The organism is Paenilisteria newyorkensis, from assembly GCF_000766145.1.
Classification (GTDB): domain Bacteria; phylum Bacillota; class Bacilli; order Lactobacillales; family Listeriaceae; genus Listeria_A; species Listeria_A newyorkensis.
The window spans coordinates 34099-53123 of sequence record NZ_JNFB01000018.1 but is presented as its reverse complement, the minus strand read 5'-3'; the positions used below and the strand labels follow the sequence as shown (position 1 = coordinate 53123).

General features: G+C 42.4%; 15 protein-coding genes. 14 read left to right on the top strand and 1 reads right to left on the bottom strand.

What is annotated here, in order from left to right; genetic code table 11:
• Positions 1–345: 345 nt before the first annotated feature.
• From EP58_RS09085 to EP58_RS16995, 4 genes are all read left to right on the top strand, one after another.
• Positions 346–1293 (top strand): glycosyltransferase family 2 protein, encoded by a 948-nt coding sequence (locus tag EP58_RS09085; RefSeq protein WP_036092684.1) that lies wholly within the window; start codon positions 346–348, stop codon positions 1291–1293.
• Positions 1290–1727, top strand: a complete 438-nt coding sequence (locus EP58_RS09080; protein WP_036092682.1) for a GtrA family protein — start codon at positions 1290–1292, stop codon at positions 1725–1727. Before EP58_RS09085 ends, EP58_RS09080 begins: the two co-directional genes overlap by 4 nt.
• 15 nt (positions 1728–1742) lie before the next feature.
• Positions 1743–3233, top strand: coding sequence for a DUF6056 family protein (locus EP58_RS09075; protein ID WP_036092679.1), 1491 nt, complete (start codon positions 1743–1745; stop codon positions 3231–3233).
• A 101-nt stretch (positions 3234–3334) separates the two neighbouring features.
• Positions 3335–6583, top strand: coding sequence for a PA14 domain-containing protein (locus tag EP58_RS16995; RefSeq protein ID WP_052171416.1), 3249 nt, complete (start codon positions 3335–3337; stop codon positions 6581–6583).
• Positions 6584–6632: 49 nt separating this feature from the next.
• Here the strand turns inward: EP58_RS16995 and galU are convergent, their stop codons facing one another.
• On the bottom strand, positions 6633–7529 hold the full coding sequence (gene galU, locus EP58_RS09065; RefSeq protein WP_036092676.1) for a UTP--glucose-1-phosphate uridylyltransferase GalU: 897 nt from the start codon (positions 7527–7529) through the stop codon (positions 6633–6635).
• A 208-nt stretch (positions 7530–7737) separates the two neighbouring features.
• Here galU and EP58_RS09060 point away from each other — a divergent pair, with 208 nt between their 5' ends.
• The 10 genes from EP58_RS09060 to EP58_RS09015 all read left to right on the top strand — a co-directional run bounded on the left by EP58_RS09060 (position 7738) and on the right by EP58_RS09015 (position 18947).
• Positions 7738–10089, top strand: coding sequence for a bifunctional glycosyltransferase/CDP-glycerol:glycerophosphate glycerophosphotransferase (locus tag EP58_RS09060; protein WP_036092675.1), 2352 nt, complete (start codon positions 7738–7740; stop codon positions 10087–10089).
• A 57-nt stretch (positions 10090–10146) separates the two neighbouring features.
• Complete coding sequence (locus EP58_RS09055) at positions 10147–10860, top strand: IspD/TarI family cytidylyltransferase (RefSeq protein ID WP_036092674.1); 714 nt, start codon at positions 10147–10149, stop codon at positions 10858–10860.
• Positions 10853–11878 carry a ribitol-5-phosphate dehydrogenase gene (locus tag EP58_RS09050; protein WP_036092668.1) on the top strand — a complete coding sequence of 342 codons (1026 nt, stop codon included), beginning with the start codon at positions 10853–10855 and terminating at the stop codon, positions 11876–11878. The genes EP58_RS09055 and EP58_RS09050 overlap by 8 nt, the downstream gene beginning before the upstream one ends.
• Positions 11879–11983: 105 nt before the next feature.
• Positions 11984–12130: a hypothetical protein gene (locus EP58_RS17515; protein ID WP_159106218.1), complete on the top strand. Its 147-nt coding sequence runs from the start codon at positions 11984–11986 to the stop codon at positions 12128–12130.
• A 364-nt stretch (positions 12131–12494) separates the two neighbouring features.
• A complete protein-coding gene (locus EP58_RS09040; RefSeq protein ID WP_036092657.1) occupies positions 12495–13874 on the top strand; it encodes a glycosyltransferase family A protein in 1380 nt (459 codons plus the stop codon).
• Between the two features lie 18 nt (positions 13875–13892).
• Positions 13893–15047 carry a CDP-glycerol glycerophosphotransferase family protein gene (locus tag EP58_RS09035; protein WP_036092655.1) on the top strand — a complete coding sequence of 385 codons (1155 nt, stop codon included), beginning with the start codon at positions 13893–13895 and terminating at the stop codon, positions 15045–15047.
• 9 nt (positions 15048–15056) lie between these two features.
• Positions 15057–16211 (top strand): CDP-glycerol glycerophosphotransferase family protein, encoded by a 1155-nt coding sequence (locus EP58_RS09030; protein WP_036092653.1) that lies wholly within the window; start codon positions 15057–15059, stop codon positions 16209–16211.
• 56 nt (positions 16212–16267) lie between these two features.
• On the top strand, positions 16268–16651 hold the full coding sequence (gene tagD / locus EP58_RS09025; RefSeq protein WP_036092650.1) for a glycerol-3-phosphate cytidylyltransferase: 384 nt from the start codon (positions 16268–16270) through the stop codon (positions 16649–16651).
• Positions 16652–16806: 155 nt separating this feature from the next.
• Complete coding sequence (locus tag EP58_RS09020) at positions 16807–18258, top strand: sensor histidine kinase (RefSeq protein WP_036092646.1); 1452 nt, start codon at positions 16807–16809, stop codon at positions 18256–18258.
• Complete coding sequence (locus tag EP58_RS09015; protein ID WP_036092644.1) at positions 18255–18947, top strand: response regulator transcription factor; 693 nt, start codon at positions 18255–18257, stop codon at positions 18945–18947. Before EP58_RS09020 ends, EP58_RS09015 begins: the two co-directional genes overlap by 4 nt.
• The last annotated feature ends 78 nt before the right edge of the window (positions 18948–19025 follow it).

Below are 19025 nucleotides of genomic sequence, written 5' to 3'. Positions count from 1 at the left end.
AGCCTTTGGATTCCCTTGAGAATCGTGTGTCGCATTATATTTCTATTTCTTAATTACACACTTTTCTTGACAAACCCTTCTCTGACTTAGAAAAATACGCATCAAAAATCTAAATTCAGATTTTTGGTGCGTATTTTTTGCTTTTGGGCACGCGAGGCGTGCCAGTTTCCGCATATTATTAGCCATGAAGAGGATGGGACAAAAGTTGATTAGTATCAACGGATTTTCCACCCTCGTGTTGGAACCTATTTTTATCCACTCTAATTCAAGTCTTTCCTTTTATGAATAAATCTTTTCTGTTATACTAATTAAGTATGTAAAAAAACAATGAGGATGTAGTGAAATATGAAATTAATAACAATCTCGGTACCTGCTTATAACGAAAGTGAGGTACTTCCACATTTATACGATCGCATAAAGGAAGTTATGGCCACGGTTTCGGATCGTTATGATTATGAGCTTCTGTTCATCAATGACGGTAGTTCGGATAATTCGGTTCAGATTATGAAGGAATTGCGTGCCAAGGATTCCCGGGTTTCTTACGTGGATCTTGCTCGGAATTATGGGAAAGAAGTCGCGATGGCTGCGGGATTTGATTACGCGAAGGGCGACGCGATGGTGACGATGGATGCTGATTTGCAACATCCGCCGGAGCTGATTCCAGAAATGTTGGTTTTATGGGAACAAGGCTATGAGGATGTTTACGCAAAACGGAAAATTCGTGAAGGCGAAACATGGCTGAAAAAATATACTTCGAAAAAATATTATCAACTGCTTCAAAAAATGTCGAAAACCCCGGTTCTTCCAGATGCTGGTGATTTCCGCTTGCTTGACCGTCGTTGTATCGATGCGCTCAAAAAATTACGGGAAACACAACGCTACTCTAAAGGTCTCTACAGTTGGATGGGATTCAAGAAAGTCGAAATTGAATTCGATGCTGCCCCACGCCTAGCTGGCGAAACAAAATGGAACTACGGTTCGCTATTTAACCTTGCTTTGGAAGGGATGACATCATTCACCACAACACCGCTCAAAATTTCCTCCATCTTAGGATTTATCGTATCGATCGCTGCTTTTATTTATATGATATACATATTCATCGCAACGCTTGTAACAGGGAATGCCGTCGAAGGTTTCCCAACGCTGATGATAGTTATTTTATTCTTAGGTGGAATTCAGCTGATTTCGATTGGGATTATCGGAGAATATTTGGGTCGGATTTTTAATGAAGTGAAAGGTCGTCCGTTATACTTTGTCGAAGAATACAACGATGAGAGAGAGCCGATAAAATGAAGAAGGTAAAGGAACTAATCGCCAACTTTAGAAAAGAACATGCCAATTTGTACAGTATTATCATGTATATCATCATGGGTGGCTTTACGACAGTCGTGAATATTGTGTCGTTCTGGCTCTGTAATTCGGTTCTTGGAATCGATTATGTGACGTCAAATACTGTCTCTTGGGTAGCGTCGGTGATTTTTGCCTATGTGACGAATAAACGATATGTGTTTGAAAGCTATACGCCGACTTGGAAGGATCGTGCGCGTGAAGCATCATCATTCTTTGGTTTTCGCTTTCTGACGTATTTGGTCGATTTGGCGGTTATGGTCATTCTGATTAGTGGACTGGGCACGAACGCGCTGTTGGCGAAAATTCTGACGAACGTTATTGTACTTGTGTTGAACTATGTATTTAGTAAGTGGATAATATTTAAAATTAGGAATTAAAAAGGTAGGTTAATTATGATTCGTACAGAGAGAAATTGGAAGTTATTAAGTGTAGTAGGATTTTTAGTGTTTTTATTTTATTCATATATTGCATTTCGGACCCCGTTAACGCATGATGATTGGACTTGGGGTATGGTCAAGGGTATGGAGCGTTTCCATGACGGGTTTAAAGATTACAATGGTCGTTATTTTGGAAACTACACAGAGCTATTAATTACGCGTATAGACTGGTTTCGTATTTTCATAATGGGGCTGTTTGGAGCTTTATTGGTCGTGTTGCCCGCGTTAATTGCAAAAACAAATTCGATAGGTGTATACTTGCTTAGCTTTTTGCTATTTTTGACGGTACCAGCGAATATGTTTGCACAGACATATGGTTGGGCAGCTGGATTTTCTAATTATAATACAGCCGCTGTTTTTACCTTGATTTTTTTACTTGTAGTGAAAAATGTATTTTATGATAAGGCGCCTAAATACAGTATTTGGCTAACTATCTTGATGGTCCCGCTAGGCATTATTTCGCAGCTATTTGTGGAACATGCAACGCTGTATAATGTTATTGCTGCTATTTTTATTATGGTGTGGGCATTTATTAGATTCCGCAAGTTCTTCTTGTTACACATTGTTTATCTGGCTTCCGTGATTATTGGAGCTGCCATCATGTTCTCTAATGGGGCGTATGCAAAGATTTTTAGTGGGGAAGACAAGTATCGTACTGTAGATAGTGACATGGGCATTTTCACAAAAATGTATGACACCTTTAAAACGACATTGTATCAATATCTTGTGATGAATAATGTTGGGTTGAATATTGTTCTGGCACTCATAGCGATTTTTGTTTTAGTAAAAGTGGCACAAAATCTCTCCATGGTTCAATTGGTTTTCAAAGGTTTATTCATTATGATTTTAACTATTTACCCACTTTATAAGCCAGTTGTAAAAGGAATCTTTGATATTTCATCGGAAACAACGACGACTTTTGAAGCTTACTTATCTTTGTTATTTTACTTAGTTCTGGTGGCTACGGTGTTGATGTTCATTCCGAAAACAGGTTTGAAAGCAGAGTTAACTTTCTATCTTATTTCTGTCGTCACACTTGCGGCACCGCTATTCTTTGTTACACCATTTGGCCCACGTAACTTTATAATTTGCTATATGTTCTTTGTGCTCTTTGCAGTTCGAACGGTACAATTTTTACATGAAGAGAACTATCTTAATTTACGAGCGCTTTACTTGCCTCTATTTGCTCTAGTTATGGCATTTGTTTTAGCGTATTCCTATGTATTTACGCAAATTGGTCAAGCGAATGATGCACGAATAAAGAGTATGAAAGCACAAGCTGCAGCTGGTGAGAAAGTGATTGTTGTGAAACGATTACCTTACCAACAATATTTATGGATGAGTACGCCGATTCAAGATGGTCCTCATGCACCAATTTTTGCGGAGTATTATAAATTACCTAGTGGTGTAACCCTAAAAATAGTTCCATACAAAACCACAAAATGACACCATTGTAATATTGTTTAAACCCTCCAAGTATGAAATAATAGAGACGTACGCAATTTATGTCAAGGAGGTAAAGGTCAATCAGAAAAAAAATAGTAATAATGGCGTTAGGATTTGCTGCGACGTGTGCGGTTTTCGTGATGAAGGAACCGATGCAGGCGGATGCGGCAACTCCAAGTTCGTGGGAAGCGAGCTATTACAACAACAAGACGCTATCTGGTACCCCGGTCTTAAAGCGGACGGAGAAGGATCTTCATCTGGATTGGGGTTACGGTTCACCAAGCGCAGCGCTACCAGTGGATGGTTTTTCTGCGACGTTCCGTAAAACAATTACAGTTGGCACCACCACAGATTATCGCTTAATTGGGCGCGCCGATGATGGTATTCGTGTGTACGTCGATAACAAGCTTGTGTATGACGATTTCAAACCGAGCATGGCGAACTTGAACATGACGATTCCGTTAACTGCGGGAACACATGAAATCAGAATCGATTATCTAGAAGCGGGTGGCGCAGCATACATTACCGCGGATTTAGTTCGTGCGGATGAATGGAATGCGGTATACTTTCCAAACAATAATATGACAGGCAACGTGAAGTTGACGGAGAATATCGGCAATAAAACGTATCTGAATAAAGTTTGGGGTTACGGCTCACCTGGCGCGGGTATTGGCGTCGATAATTTTAGCGGATTCTTTTCGAAACAGTATGACATTGCCGAAGCAGGTAATTATCGTTTTGTTGGAAAAGTAGACGATGGCATGCGAATTTACGTGGATGGCAAAGCAATTGTGAACAGTTGGGATTCTTTTCAGGATAACCTAAACGTCACGATTCCTTTGACAAAAGGTAAACACCAAGTAACCGTGCAATATCGTGAAAAGTCTGGCGCGGCTCATTTGCAAATGAATCTCGTGAAGGCAAACGCTTGGTATGAGCAGTATTTCAACAATACGACGTGGGGCTTGAACTCGATTCACACGGCAGTTGGTTCGACAGCGAATAAACTGATGCACAATTGGGGCGCAGGTTCACCGCATGCTAGCGTGAACAAAGATAATTTTACAGGTATTATGGATAAACAGATCGAAGTAGCAACGGCTCGAGATTACCGAATTATCGGGAATGTAGACGATGCGGCGGCGATTTATGTAGATGGCAAACTGGTGACGAATTTAACGACACGCGGTGAGTTTAATACAGTTGTTTATTTATCAAAAGGTACACATGATGTTCGGGTTAAATTTAAAGAAGCTACTAGCACGGCATATCTTAACTTTAATGTGATCGATGCCAATGTTTGGTACGCTAAATATTATCCGAATGAAACCGTATCTGGCTTTCCGTATGCCTTTGACGAGGTAACGAGTATGACAACGATTGCGAAGAATTGGGGTACAGGTTCGCCAAATAGTGCGGTACCAAACGATCATTTCTCCGCACGGATGCACCGTCAAATCGATGCCCCAGAAGCGAGTCACTATCGTTTCTATGGCGACGTGAAAGACGAAGCAATCATCTATATGGATGGCAAAAATATGGGCACTGTTTCCGGCCAATACAACCAAGTAATCTGGGTTCCAAAAGGAAAACATGCGATTACAATTGTTTACAAACACAAAACCGGCGCAGCGTCGATTAACATGAACATCGAAAAACTAGATAAATGGTTTGCGCGCTACTACAAAAACACCAATTTTACGGGTGCTTATGTAGCTAAGCTCCACGACACGCAAACAGCATTTTATCAAAACTGGGCGTATGGTAGTCCAGATCCAGCGATTCCAAACGATAATTTCTCAGCGGTCATTGAAAAGCAATACGTCGCTCCTAAAACAGGGAATTACAACATTGTAGGGCGTGCGGACGATGGGATGCGCGTAACGATTGACGGCAAAGTGGTTTTTGATAACCGGGGCCTAAGTTATGTACGAGAGGAAAATTATGTGATCCCTTTAACGCAAGGAACGCATAATGTGAAAGTTGAGTATGTCGAGCGTACAGGTGCGGCATCTGTTGATTTTAATATTTTACCGAGCAATACGTGGTTGGCACGATATTATCCAACAGACAGCTTCTCTGGACGTCCTGTCTACAAAACAATGAGTAGTATTAATGATAACTGGGGAGCAGGTAGCCCAGATCCGAGTATTCCAAATGACCGCTTCACGGCTCGCTATGAGGCAACATTGAACATGGCGAAAGACGGTAATTATGAAATATCGGGTCGCGCTGACGATCGCATCCGCGTGAAAGTGGACGGCCAAGTTGTCTATGAAGATTGGACAGCAGGCTTAAACAATTACAAAGAAGCCATCCCGCTCACAAAAGGAAATCATAAATTCATCATTGAATATATGGAGGACACAGGCTCAGCGGCTCTATCGTTCAACATCAATTACGTAGCCGGCATCGAAAAGAACTATCGCACGCAATCGTATACTTCCACGTTGGCACAAGCTCTAGCGATCCAAATGCAGGGTTCCACACCACCGCAAACAAGCGTCAAACCGCCGAACACTTACGTTCGTAGCAATTTTGTCACATTGAATGCTGGTGGCGCAACAGGGAAAACAACGGCAGCGACGAGCGTTCGCGATGCTGCAAACCCGAATGCCTTTTTAGTTGGACCACTCGCGAAAGATTTAACGATCACCATTACGGGAACTGTTACAGGAACCGATGGCGCGAAATGGTATAAATTCAACTACACACGCGCATGGGTCAATGCGTATCAAAAAGATGTACAGTTTTATATGAACCCGAACAGTTTTGTGAAAGATTCGAAAGAGTATTTGCAGTTCCTTGTGCTATCAAAACCAGCAGGGATCAATACGGCAGAAGTGAACAGTAAAATTCTCGTGAATAAAGGAATCTTAACTGGGCAAGGTGCAAGCTTCGGGACGGCTGCGAAAACGTATCAGATTAACGAAATTTATCTGATGTCGCATTCGATTCTAGAAACAGGAAATGGTTCGTCGCAGCTTGCAAACGGCGTATTAGTAAGTTCTGTAGATGGCAAACCAGTAACGCCAAAAACTGTGTATAATATGTACGGAATCGGCGCTGTGGATAGCAATCCGTTGAAAGGTGGTTCCGAATATGCCTACAAACAAGGCTGGGACACACCTGAAAAAGCAATCATCGGTGGCGCACAGTTCGTAGCTCAAAACTACGTAGCGAAAGGGCAGGACACAATCTATAAAATGAGATGGAATCCTGCTAACCCAGGCGTTCACCAATATGCAACAGATATTAAATGGGCAACGAGTCAAACAACGAATATGTATAACATGTATAACTTACTCACAAGCTATATTCAAGACTTCGAAATACCAAAATATAAATAAAAAAATGCTTGGCGCTTCAGAATCAAATCTGAGCCGCCAAGCATTTTTGTTATTTCTTCTTTTTCACGTCTTTTTTATGAATTTCTGTGTATAATTCGTCAATCAAAATGGCAACTTCATCCTTGATTTCAGGATGTTTCAGCGCGAATTGCATCGTTGTTTTGATAAAGCCGAATTTATCACCGACATCAAAGCGTTCCCCTTCAAAATCATACGCGAATACACGTTGAATTTCATTGAGGCGGTTGATGGCATCTGTTAATTGAATCTCGCCACCAGCACCAGGTTCTTGTGTTTCTAAGAAATCAAAAATTTGCGGTGTTAACAAGTAACGACCTAGAATCGCTAAGTCAGACGGCGCTTTCGCTGGATCTGGTTTCTCAACGAAGCCTTTTACATTGTAAAGACCTTTGCTATATTCGTTTAGCGGATCGATAATACCATAACGATACGTTTCTTCGTGCGGGACATGTTGCACACCAATCACAGAACTATGTGTTTTTTGATATTGGTTGATGAGCTGTTTCGCACATGGTGTTTTAGATTCTACGATATCATCGCCTAGCATAACGATAAATGGCTCGTTACCAACAAATCCTTTCGCTTGCAGAATCGCGTCTCCGAGACCTTTTGGCTTCGATTGGCGGATGAAATGCAAGTTGATGTTTGTCGTTTCTTCGATGAGATGTAGCAATTCTAGTTTATTTTTTTCGCGTAGGTTATTTTCTAGTTCAGGCACGGAGTCGAAGTGATCTTCAATCGCGCGTTTTCCTTTACCGGTAACGATCAAGATATCTTCAATTCCTGATGCTACAGCTTCCTCGACGATATATTGAATCGTTGGTTTATCTACAATCGGTAAAATTTCTTTTGGCATTGCCTTCGTTGCTGGTAAAAAACGAGTTCCAAGACCCGCAGCAGGAATGACCGCTTTTCTAACTTTCATAATGGCATTCTCCTTCAAAATATATTCGTCTATATGCAACCATTATACGGTATGCACGCACGGTGTGACAAGTTTTTGCATGTAAAGCAGTTAACAAAGTGCTATTAGATAGTAGAAATGGCTATTTTTAAATTGGGGCTTCCTTGACATTTGGCGGTATTTGTAATAGATTGAAAATGATAAATAAAAGTTTTAAGGGAGAAATAGAATGCTCTATGAAATCGTAAAACCAGCTGCAATAGCGGAACCTAAAGTATCGGTCGTTATTCCAGTATATAATGTTATTCGCTACATTGATGAAACCATTGAATCTTTACTTAACCAAACGCTAAAAGAAGTAGAAATCGTGCTTGTGGACGACGGCTCTTCGGATGGCAGTTTAGAAAGAATTATCGAATTGGCGGGAGAACACGAGAATATTTGTGTTGTCAAAGAGCCGAATGCGGGACCAGGAACGGCGCGTAATAACGGTTTGGCTGTTGCTCGTGGGAAGTATATTAGTTTTGTCGACTCTGATGATGTTTTACCAGAGAAAGCATTGGAAATCATGTATCATGCCGCAGAATCAGAACAGGTTGGTGTCGTGACAGGTATTTCTGTAAGTTTCAACAGTAACCGTTCGTGGTTTATCGGCGGGCATTTCAAAAAAGGGGTCTTCAAAAAAGGTCACAAAACGCTTGTGAAGAACCCAGAGATGCTGTACACGCTTGGGCCATGTAATAAAATGTATCGCGCGGATGTGGTGAAAGATTTACGTTTCCCTACATCTATTAAAGTTGCGGAGGATCACCCGTTTGTATTGGAAGCTTATTTGAAATCCGGCGACATGTACACGGTGGACGAGATTATTTACAATTACCGTGCGCGTGAGGACGAGGGCGACGTGTCATTATCGCAAATCGTGAAATCAGATCCATACGTGAGTTTTAAAGATATTATCGAAAGTACGAAACTCTCAGATCCATTGTTCAAGAAATATGTGACGAACCCGATTGCACTTGGCAAAATTCGTACGGATTACTATGACCGGATTGTGTCGGCGGATATTTGGCCGGCATATAAAGGCATCATGATGGAAGGAAATGCTGGGACGCAAGTCAAGATGTTCGATTCTTTCTATGAATTAGTCGATTCGATGGATTTGAACCTTTACAATAGCCTCGGTGTGTTGCAACGCCTGCTTACGTTTGAGACGATTAATCGCTATACGTTTATTAAGGAAAAAGCGCGTCCAAATTATCTACGTGTGTTGAAGTTGGCTTACAGCAAGCTTGATCCAGGTTCGATGAATAAATTGCTTTCCTCGGCGTATCCGCAAGAAGTTCGCGCGGGGCAAAAAGCAGCGAATCGTAATTCGGTTCAACCAATCTATAACCGCCTAGCTGTTCGAAAAGCTGGAACGGTCATTTCCGCAGGCTACAAAAAAGTAGTTGTCGGCTCTTGGAAAAAGGTGCAAGATATAGCGCGTAATTTCTACGCACGTCGCATCGCTTTCCCAGTTTATAAACTCGGTCAAAAACAAGATAAAATTGTCTTTTTGACGAATAAGCATGATGTATTGGCGGATTCGTTCAAGGCCGTTTACGATGAAGTATTGAAGCAGAAGCCGGATTATGAAGTGGTTGGTTATTTGAAACAGCCGAAACGTTCGCTTCGTGAGCTTTTGTCGCTGTATAAAGATGTGGCAACGGCAAAATATGTCTTTTTAGATGATTATTACCGTCAAATGTATGGTTTGACGACAAGTGCTGGCACGGAAGTTATTCAACTTTGGCATGCGGCTGGTGCGTTTAAGAAATTCGGATTCAGTTCGATTGGTTATGCGGACAGTAATACGGAGAGTTTTGAACGTGGGGCGCATAAGAATTATACGAAAGTCGTTGTTTCGTCTAGTGAAATCGTGCCGTTTTATGCCGATGCCTTCGATGTGCCTGAAAACGATGTCGTGCCTTTAGGTGTACCAAGAACGGATCGCTTTTTCAATGAGGATTATAAAGCCTTTATCAAAGCTTCGTTCTTAGGAAAATACCCACATTTGAAAGGTAAGAAAATTATCACGTACGCGCCGACTTTCCGCGGTGGACCTGGTGAGCGCCAAAACTTTGTGATGAACTTGAACATTCGTCGTTTAGCGGAGGAACTTGGTGATGAATACGCGCTTATTTTGAAAATGCATCCATCGGTGACGCGAGGTGTTGGTGTGCCGTTTGATTTGCAGGAATTTGCATTTAATATGAGCCGTGAAGATATTAATGATGTCCTGATTAATACGGATATTTTGATTACAGATTATTCGTCGGTTGTGTTTGATTTCTCGATTATGGAGAAACCGGTGTTGTTTTACGCTTACGATTTGGAGAACTATCTTGGCGAGCGTAATTTCTATTACGATTATGAAGCATTCGTTCCAGGTCCGATTGTCCGTACAAATGACGAGATTATCAGCGCTATTGAGACAAATGAATTTGATTTAGATAAAGTACGTGCCTTTAAAGAACGCTTTTTCGACGATTTAGATGGCAAGGCGGCAGAGCGGATCGTACGTGATTTAATCAAATAACAATCTATGTTACAATAAAGTTGTGAACATAAAAAAACAGTTAAAGGAGATTAGAGAATGATATACGCTCAAATTTTAGCTGGAGGAAAAGGTACGCGGATGGGAAATGTCAGCATGCCAAAACAATTTCTATCCTTGAATGGTAAGCCAATTATCGTACACACAGTTGAGAAATTTATTTTAAATAACCGCTTTGATAAGATTATTATTTCGTCTCCAAAAGAATGGATCAATCACGCGGAAGATAATATTAAGAAATACATTTCGGATGATCGCGTTGTTGTGATTGAAGGCGGCACGGATCGCAACGAAACAATTATGAATGGGATTCGTTATATTGAGTCGAATTTTGGCTTAACGGATGATGACGTTATTATTACCCATGACGCTGTTCGCCCGTTTTTGACGCACCGGATTATTGAAGAAAATATTGATGCGGCGCTGGAAACTGGCGCGGTGGATACGGTCATTGAAGCGATTGACACGATTGTGGAGTCGTCGAATCATGATTTTATTACGGATATTCCAGTTCGTGACCACATGTACCAAGGCCAAACGCCACAAAGTTTTAATATTAAGAAGCTATATAGCCATTATCAAGACTTGTCTGCAGACGAGAAACAAATTTTGACGGACGCTTGTAAGATTTGCTTGCTCGCAGGAGACCGTGTGAAGCTCGTGAAGGGCGAAATCTTCAATATTAAGATTACAACACCGTATGACCTAAAAGTGGCAAATGCGATCATTCAGGAGCGTATCGCCAATGATTAATCAAGTATACCGACTAGTATCGGAGCGACAATTCGAAGTTGCCAATGTGGATGAGTCTTTGAATGAAGAAGTAGTCGTTGTTCGTCCGACGTATTTATCGATTTGTGCGGCAGACCAACGCTATTATACCGGTTCTCGCGGAAAAGAAATGCTCTCGAAGAAGTTACCGATGGCGCTTATTCACGAAGGAATCGGCGAAATCGTGTATGACGCAACGAAAGAATTTAAACCAGGCACAAAAGTAGTCATGATTCCAAATACGCCAATGGAGACCGATCCTGTCATCGATGAGAACTATTTGCGAACAAGTAAGTTCCGTTCGAGTGGCTATGATGGCTTGATGCAAGATTACGTGTTTATGCGTCGCGATCGTGTTGTTGTATTACCAGATGACGTCAATCCAAAAGTGGCCGCGTTCTCCGAGTTGATTTCGGTTGCTGTGCACGCGATTCTACGTTTTGATCAAAAAGCGAATGAAAACCGCGAATCGTTCGGCGTTTGGGGCGACGGAAATTTAGGATTTATCACCGCATTAATCTTGAAAAATTGGTATCCTGAAAGTAAAGTGTACATTTTTGGGAAAACACCGTATAAATTAGATTTCTTCTCGTTCGTTGACGGAGCGTTTTCGATTGATAATATTCCAGTTGATTTGGTAATCGATCAAGCCTTTGAATGTGCGGGCGGACGTGGAAGCCAATACGCTGTGAGCCAGATTATCGATTTGATCAAACCAGAAGGCACGATTTCGCTATTGGGCGTTTCTGAGTATCCGATTGAGTTCAACTCACGCATGGTGCTTGAAAAAGGCTTGACGGTTTATGGAAGCAGTCGCAGCGGCCGCGTTGATTTCGAGAAGACAGTAGAATTCTTGACAGAAAATAAACGAGCTGTAGAGTATTTGCAAAACTTAGTTGGTGAAGTACACCAAGTGAAGTGTATACAAGACGTGATTGAAGCATTCGAAGCCGATTTACGCAGTCCGTGGGGTAAGAGCGTGATGGAATGGGGAATCTAAAGTGCTGAAACAGCCCGTTTAGCCTCGACAGAAATTGTTAGGGGGCGCAGTAAAAGTCCTCTTTTGACTTTTGCGGAGGCCACGAAATTTCCGAGAGGCTGGCTGTTGAAGCCGGATTCGGAGACGCCGGAGCATGACGCAGAGCAAGGAAGGCAGTCTCACTCCATTCCACTGCATATTGAGGTTCTAAAAAAGCAAACGACGCTTTTCAAGAACCACAACAAAGCCGGATTCGGAGACGCCGGAGCGTGACGCAGAGCAAGGAAGGCAGCCTCATTCCATTCCGCTGCATATTGAGGTTCTAAAAAAGCAAACGACGCTTTTCAAGAACCACAACAAAGCCGGATTCGGAGACGCCGGAGCATGATGCAGGGCAAGGAAGGCAGTCTCACTTCATTCCACTGCATATTGCTAAACAACGCGGCCTTAATAGAGCCAGGCTCGTAGGCACTTGGGTGTGAAGCAGGGCAAGGAACGAATGCTCGCTGCGCTCACACTCATATTGCGGTTCTAATTCAGCAGAAAACGCTTCATAAGAATCGCAACAACAACAGTCTTTTCCAGGGTTATATCTCTTCTCCAAAGGATATAACCCTATTCTAAATGGGGTGATTAAATGAAATTTGCGATAATAATACCGTTCTACAACGCCGAGAATCGCTTGGAAACATCGGTGGAAAGTATCATTAAACAATCATACGGGTTTACCGAAAATATTCAAATCCTCCTTGTCAACGATGGTAGTACTGACAAAAGTGGGAACATTGCAGATGCATTAGTCAGAAAACATCCGAAAAATATCTATCAAATTCATATCAAAAATGGTGGGCCGGCTCGTGCGCGTAATATTGGCTTGATGCATGTCAGAAACGATATTGATTTCGTTGGCTTTTTAGATGCGGATGATGTATATTCGTTACATATGATACGTGAAATGGCTCATTTTGCGGAAACGCATCCGCAGGTCAATATGATGGTCCCACCGTTTTATTATTTAGATGATTGGGGAACTCGCAAAAAAATCGGTGCGCATAAGTTGAACACGCGATTTGAGCAGGGGAGCCGCGTCGTTAATATTTTAGAGGACTATAAGGCGATCCATTTTTATATCGGTGGAACTTTTTTGCGTTTCGATAGGCTGAAGCAATTGGCGTTTGATGAATCGCTTCATTTTGGCGAGGATCAGCTGCTGATTACGAAATTGTTGCTGGATGATGAGGCTTATGGCGTGGTTGCGAATGTTGGTTATTTTTACTATCGAGATATGAAAGAGAAGGGGTCGCTCGTGAATAAGTCGTGGCAGGATAAGTCGCGTTATCAGCCGTTTTTGGAGGCTGTTTATCAGACGTATTTGCGTGATTCGAAGGCGAAGTTTGGGGCGGTCATTCCGTATGTGCAATATTTGATTAGTTATCACGCGAAATTGTATTTTTATAAAGAGCATGTGTATTTTCGTGAGGTGCTGACGGACGAGGAGCAGACGGCTTTTGTGACTGTTTTTCAGCGAATTTTTAGTGAGATTGAGGAGCGTTATGTGTGGGAACTTGATACGGCGCAACCGGTGAAGGAAATGATGTTGTCGCTCCGCAAAAATGGCTGGCCAGTTCGATTTGAAACGGCGCCGCTTGTGGATATTCCGGCCGTTACACTACACAAAAAATGGCGTCCGAATGGGCATGCGGAACTTTTTTCTGATATCGAGGAATCGCGTGTTACTTTGCCAGAAAAGAGTTTCTTCGCCGCAAAAACATTATTTTCAACTAAAAAAGCAGTGGTCGTGAAACGGTCGGAGGACCAATTGATTTGGGACGTTGTTGTGCGACCTGCAGGAACGATTCGAACGGCTAAAATTCGCTTGAGGCCTTGGGAATTGCGCGGCAAGTGGTTTTATCAAAACGAGAATCGGAAAGTGGAGCTGGAGCATTTCCGTTTAACGGCTGAGTTGAGACAGAGAGTAAAACGGCGACTAAAGCTAAAACGAGCGCTGAATCAATAGAGATAAGAGGGTCAACAGATGGCAAAATTAATCCAAACGGTGTATTATTTTTTATTTCGATTAGCGGGATTGCTACCGCGAAAACAGAATTTGGTTATGTTTGAGAGTTTTTCGGGTAAACAATATAGCTGTAATCCGCGAGCGATTTATGAGTATATGAAGGAGCATGAAACGGAGTATACGTTGTTATGGAGTGTGAATCCGCGTTATACGAAGCTTTTTGAGGAGCATGGTGTTCCTTATGTGGCGCGCTTTTCGGTGAAGTGGTTGTTTACGATGGGGCGGGCGAAGTACTGGATTTCGAATAGTCGTTTGCCGCTGGAATTGCCGAAGCCGAAGAAAACGGTATATGTGCAAACGTGGCACGGGACGCCGCTTAAGAAGCTTGGTGTGGATATCGACGAGGTGCATATGCCTGGTCAGACGACGGCACAATATAAGGATGATTTCGTGCGGGAAGCTGCAAAATGGGATTATCTGATTTCGCCGAATGCGTATTCGAGCAAGATTTTTCGTAGTGCGTTTGGGTACGATGGGGCGATGATCGAGTCGGGATATCCGCGAAATGATGTGCTTTTTAGTCCGAACAAGGAAGCGTTGATTGCTGGGATTCGTCAAAAACTCGAGATTCCAGCTGGGAAAAAAGTGGTTTTGTACGCACCGACGTGGCGAGATAATGATTTTCATAAAGTTGGTGAATATAAATTTGATTTGAAATTCGATGTTGCAAAAATGAAGGCGCGATTCGGCGAGGATGTCGTGTTGCTTGTCCGGATGCATTATTTGGTGGCGGAGCAGTTTGACTTTGCGCAGTATGGTGATTTCATTCGGGACGCGTCGTCTTATGATGATATTCGCGATTTGTATTTGGTGAGTGATATGCTGATTACGGATTATTCTTCTGTCTTTTTTGATTATGCGAATTTGGATCGGCCGATGATTTTCTTCACGTATGATTTGGCGGAATATCGTGATACGCTACGAGGTTTTTATTTTGATTTTGAGAAAAATGCACCAGGTCCGTTAGTGGAGACAAGCGAGCAGCTGATGGATGAAATAGCAACAATATTGGAGCAACCAGCCAAGAGTAATAGCCAATTCTTCCAGCAATTTTGTGAATGGGAGGACGGGCACGCAGCGGAAAAAACTGTGAAAATCGTCTTTAAAAAGTAGGTGTCAGAAATGAAAAATGTAGCAATAAAACTTTATATGATGATGATTCGAGTGTTAGGTTTTGTGTTTGGGCGTTTCCCAGTGCAGCAAAAAGTGGTGATGTTGATTAGTTTTCCGGAGAATCCAGGAGCGATATTGCGTGAGATGGAGAAATCGCATTTTATGCCGGAAACGATTGTTTTTTATGATCCGCGTTTAAATGTGGATGGGATGGCGCGTAATTTTATGCGTTCATTGCCGAAAACGAACGGGAATCTGATTCGCTTGATGTTTCATTTGAGCACGGCAAAAGTGGTCGTGACGGATAACTATTTTCCAGAATTAGCGGCTGTGAAGTGGCGGGATTCCATGGAATGTGTACAAATTTGGCATGCGAACGGTGCGTTGAAGAAGTTTGGCTGGGAAGATAAAGCGGCGCAAAAACGCTCGGACTCGGATAAAAAACGTTTTCAAGCGGTGTATAAGACTTTTTCGAAGGTGGTTATCGGATCGTATGAGATGGGCGAGCTTTTCAAGCGTTCGTTTTTAGTGGATGATTCGCGACTGCTCAAGATGGGCGTGCCGCGGACGGATTATTATTTTGACGAGGCGACTTTAGCGCAGAATAAGCGTGCTGGGCTTGCGAAATATGCGATTCAAGATAAGAAAGTGCTTTTATACGCGCCGACTTTTCGTGATGAGGAACTGGCCGAGGCGAAGTTGCATTTGGACGTTGCTGCGATGAAGATTGCGTTTGGGAAGGAATACAAACTGTTGTTGAAATTGCACCCGTCGATGTTGGCTGATTTGCCGAAGAAGGACGACGATTTTTGTGTTTATGTGGAGAAAGAAACGGAGCTTGAGGCGCTGTTACCAATGGTGGACGTGCTGATTACGGATTATTCTTCTATTCCTTTTGAATTTGCCTTTTTCGAGAAGCCGATGATTTTCTTTGCGTATGATTTGGAGGCGTATGATGCGAGTCGAGGCTTGGCAGATGGCTATTTGGAGCAGATTCCAGGGCCGCTTTGCAAGACGACTGCGGAGGTTGTGACCGCGATACAAAATCCTGCGATGGACACAGAAGCGGTACGCGAGTTCAGTGCGCGTTGGAATAAATATTCGGACGGGGAATCGAGCAAGCGTTTTGTGGCATTTTTACAAGAGGAAATGGAGCGAGAATAGGCTGGCGAAAACGGCTTATTCTTGGTATACTAGTGACTAGGAAAGTAGGTGTTTTCATGAAAAAAGTGATTACATACGGCACATTTGACTTGCTGCATTGGGGTCATATCAAGCTACTTGAGCGTGCGAAGTCGCTAGGTGATTATTTGGTTGTCGCGATTTCGACGGATGAATTTAATCGGATTAAGCATAAAGAAGCTTATCATAGTTTTGAGCATCGCAAGCTGATTTTAGAGGCGATTAGGTATGTCGATGAGGTCATTCCTGAGAGTGATTGGGAGCAGAAGATTCAAGACGTGAAGGATCACGATATCGATATTTTTGTGATGGGTGATGATTGGAAAGGTGAATTTGACTTTCTGAAAGATTATTGCGAAGTGGTCTATTTGCCGAGAACCAATGGCATTTCGACGTCGAAAATTAAAGATGACTTAGGATGAAATAAGAGCTGCGAGAAATGGTGTCGTCAAAAACCGTTTTTCGCAGCTTTTTGTATAGAATCTTAAAACTTCCTTAAATCAGCGCAAAATCCCTTGTTAAAAAAGCCGTTTCACTATATGCTTGCTGTAGAGTAAGACGAAATGAGGAAAACAGTATGTCCATTAAATTACGATTTATGCTATCTTATATCGCGGTAATCATCTTGACGGGAGCCTTTTTGATTTCGGCTTTTTTTCTGGGTGTATGCACGCTAACAGGGGCTTCACCAGGACAATTATATAAATCAGCAACCCTTCAACGTCCGCTTTCAACGGATGAAGAAAATGCTTTTTTAGAGCTGAAAATGATGGCAAAAAGTACGCCGGATCAGTTATTAGAATATCAGAATTTTAAGCTGTTGGAGAAAAGTGATGTGCAAATCGTAGTGCGAAAAAATGATACGATTGTGTATTCTTCCTCGGATTTATCTAAGAAATCGCTGCTCGTGCATCAGCCGGATTATGAGCTAAATAACTTAAATATGCGCGGAACGATTGATAATCAAGGCGATTTGTTCCGTTATATCAAGTTTGACTATCTTTATTCAGATGGTTCGAAGGGAAGCGTGATGGTGCTTCAGCCGGAGAATTCCTATATGGAAGTGTTGCAAAAATGGGGCGCTTTGATAGTTGGTGCGATTTTGTTATTCGGCGTTTTGGTGATTGGATTGCTTAGCTATTTTGTTGCTAGAAGCGTGATTCGGCCGATTGTTCATCTCAAGGAAGGCGCGGAGAAGATTGAGGCGGGAAATCTCGATTTTGAAATGGAAGAGCCGAAAGGGAAAAATGAAATTTCGACACTGATTGCAACGTTTGAAAAAATGCGAATCAGGCTTAAAAAATCGCTAGAGGTCCAAGAACAATATGAAAACAACCGGAAAGAGCTATTATCGAATATTTCGCACGATCTAAAAACGCCAATTACGTCGATTGTAGGTTATATTGAAGGGATTCAAGATGGTGTCGCGAACACGCCGGAGAAACAGGCGAAGTATTTGGAAATCGCGCATGCGAAGGCGAAGGACATGAATGCTTTGATTGATGAATTGTTCTTATTTTCGAAGCTTGATTTGCATAAAGAACCGTTTTATTTTAGAAATGTGGATTTGAATGCATTGTTGGCACAAGTCGCCGAAGAGTCGGAATTGAGTTTTGCAAAAGCGAATTTTGAGTTGGTGATTCCTGAGGAAAAACTTGTAACGGTGGCTGATCGCGATAAATTGAAACGGGTTTTGGAGAATTTGATTCAAAATAGTATCAAGTATATGGATAAAGCGCAGGCAAATATCAGGATTCAGCTTGAAAAACGCGAAACGGATGCGATAATCACGATTCATGATAACGGTAAAGGTATTTCGGATAATGGGATGAAGGCGATTTTTGACCGATTTTACCGGGAAGAGGTGTCGCGGAATTCGACGACTGGTGGAAGTGGACTGGGCTTGTCGATTGCGAAACAGATTGTGGAAGAGCATGGCGGCGAGATTTGGGCGATAAGCAGTCTGGGTATCGGGACGAGCGTGTCTATTAAACTGAGCTTGAAAAAGAAAGAAGAGGATGAAGCGTGAAACGGATTTTATTGGTGGAAGATGAGTTGGAAATTGCGGAGTTAGAGCGTGATTATTTGGAGATTAGCGACATGGAAGTGACGATTGAGAGCAATGGTTTGAAGGGGCTGGAACGGGCGCTGGGAGAGGATTTCGACTTGATTATACTGGACATTATGTTGCCAGATATGAGTGGATTTGATATTTGTCGTGAAATTCGAGCGAAGAAGGAAGTGCCTATTTTACTCGTTTCAGCGCGGAAGGAAGATATTGACAAGGTTCGTGGGCTCGGGCTTGGCGCGGATGATTATATTACGAAACCGTTTAGTCCGAGCGAATTAGTAGCGCGTGTGAAGGCGCATTTGGCACGATATGAGCGCTTGGCAAAAAGTAATATTGGGACACAAAATGAGATTTTGCAAGTGCATGACTTGACGCTCGATTTGGATGGTCGGAAAGTTTTTGTGGCGGATCAGGAAATTATTTTTACAACGAAGGAATTTGATTTGCTCGTTTTTTTGGCGAAGCGGCCGAATCGGGTTTGGAATAAAGAGCAACTTTTTGAGCAAATATGGGGAATGCAAGCGGCGGGAGATGTGTCGACTGTTGTTGTGCATATTCGGAAAATCCGCGAGAAATTGGAGACGCATGGCGCGCATTCTGAGTCGATTGAAACGATTTGGGGCGCGGGATATCGATTTAACTTATAGGGAATGGGACGCTGGTGGGCTTGGATGTGACTACCAGCGTTTTTGTTGTTGAATTACCGATCAAAACGCTGCATGAAG

Excerpts from the sequence above, each read along its gene's own strand:
- EP58_RS09050 (WP_036092668.1), top strand. The coding sequence starts at position 10,853 with ATGATTAATCAAGTATACCGACTAGTATCGGAGCGACAATTCGAAGTT.
- tagD (WP_036092650.1), top strand. The coding sequence starts at position 16,268 with ATGAAAAAAGTGATTACATACGGCACATTTGACTTGCTGCATTGGGGT.
- EP58_RS09085 (WP_036092684.1), top strand. The coding sequence starts at position 346 with ATGAAATTAATAACAATCTCGGTACCTGCTTATAACGAAAGTGAGGTA.
- EP58_RS09075 (WP_036092679.1), top strand. The coding sequence starts at position 1,743 with ATGATTCGTACAGAGAGAAATTGGAAGTTATTAAGTGTAGTAGGATTT.
- EP58_RS09060 (WP_036092675.1), top strand. The coding sequence starts at position 7,738 with ATGCTCTATGAAATCGTAAAACCAGCTGCAATAGCGGAACCTAAAGTA.
- EP58_RS16995 (WP_052171416.1), top strand. The coding sequence starts at position 3,335 with ATGGCGTTAGGATTTGCTGCGACGTGTGCGGTTTTCGTGATGAAGGAA.
- EP58_RS09080 (WP_036092682.1), top strand. The coding sequence starts at position 1,290 with ATGAAGAAGGTAAAGGAACTAATCGCCAACTTTAGAAAAGAACATGCC.
- galU (WP_036092676.1), bottom strand. The coding sequence starts at position 7,529 with ATGAAAGTTAGAAAAGCGGTCATTCCTGCTGCGGGTCTTGGAACTCGT.
- EP58_RS09020 (WP_036092646.1), top strand. The coding sequence starts at position 16,807 with ATGTCCATTAAATTACGATTTATGCTATCTTATATCGCGGTAATCATC.
- EP58_RS09055 (WP_036092674.1), top strand. The coding sequence starts at position 10,147 with ATGATATACGCTCAAATTTTAGCTGGAGGAAAAGGTACGCGGATGGGA.
- EP58_RS09035 (WP_036092655.1), top strand. The coding sequence starts at position 13,893 with ATGGCAAAATTAATCCAAACGGTGTATTATTTTTTATTTCGATTAGCG.
- EP58_RS09030 (WP_036092653.1), top strand. The coding sequence starts at position 15,057 with ATGAAAAATGTAGCAATAAAACTTTATATGATGATGATTCGAGTGTTA.
- EP58_RS09040 (WP_036092657.1), top strand. The coding sequence starts at position 12,495 with ATGAAATTTGCGATAATAATACCGTTCTACAACGCCGAGAATCGCTTG.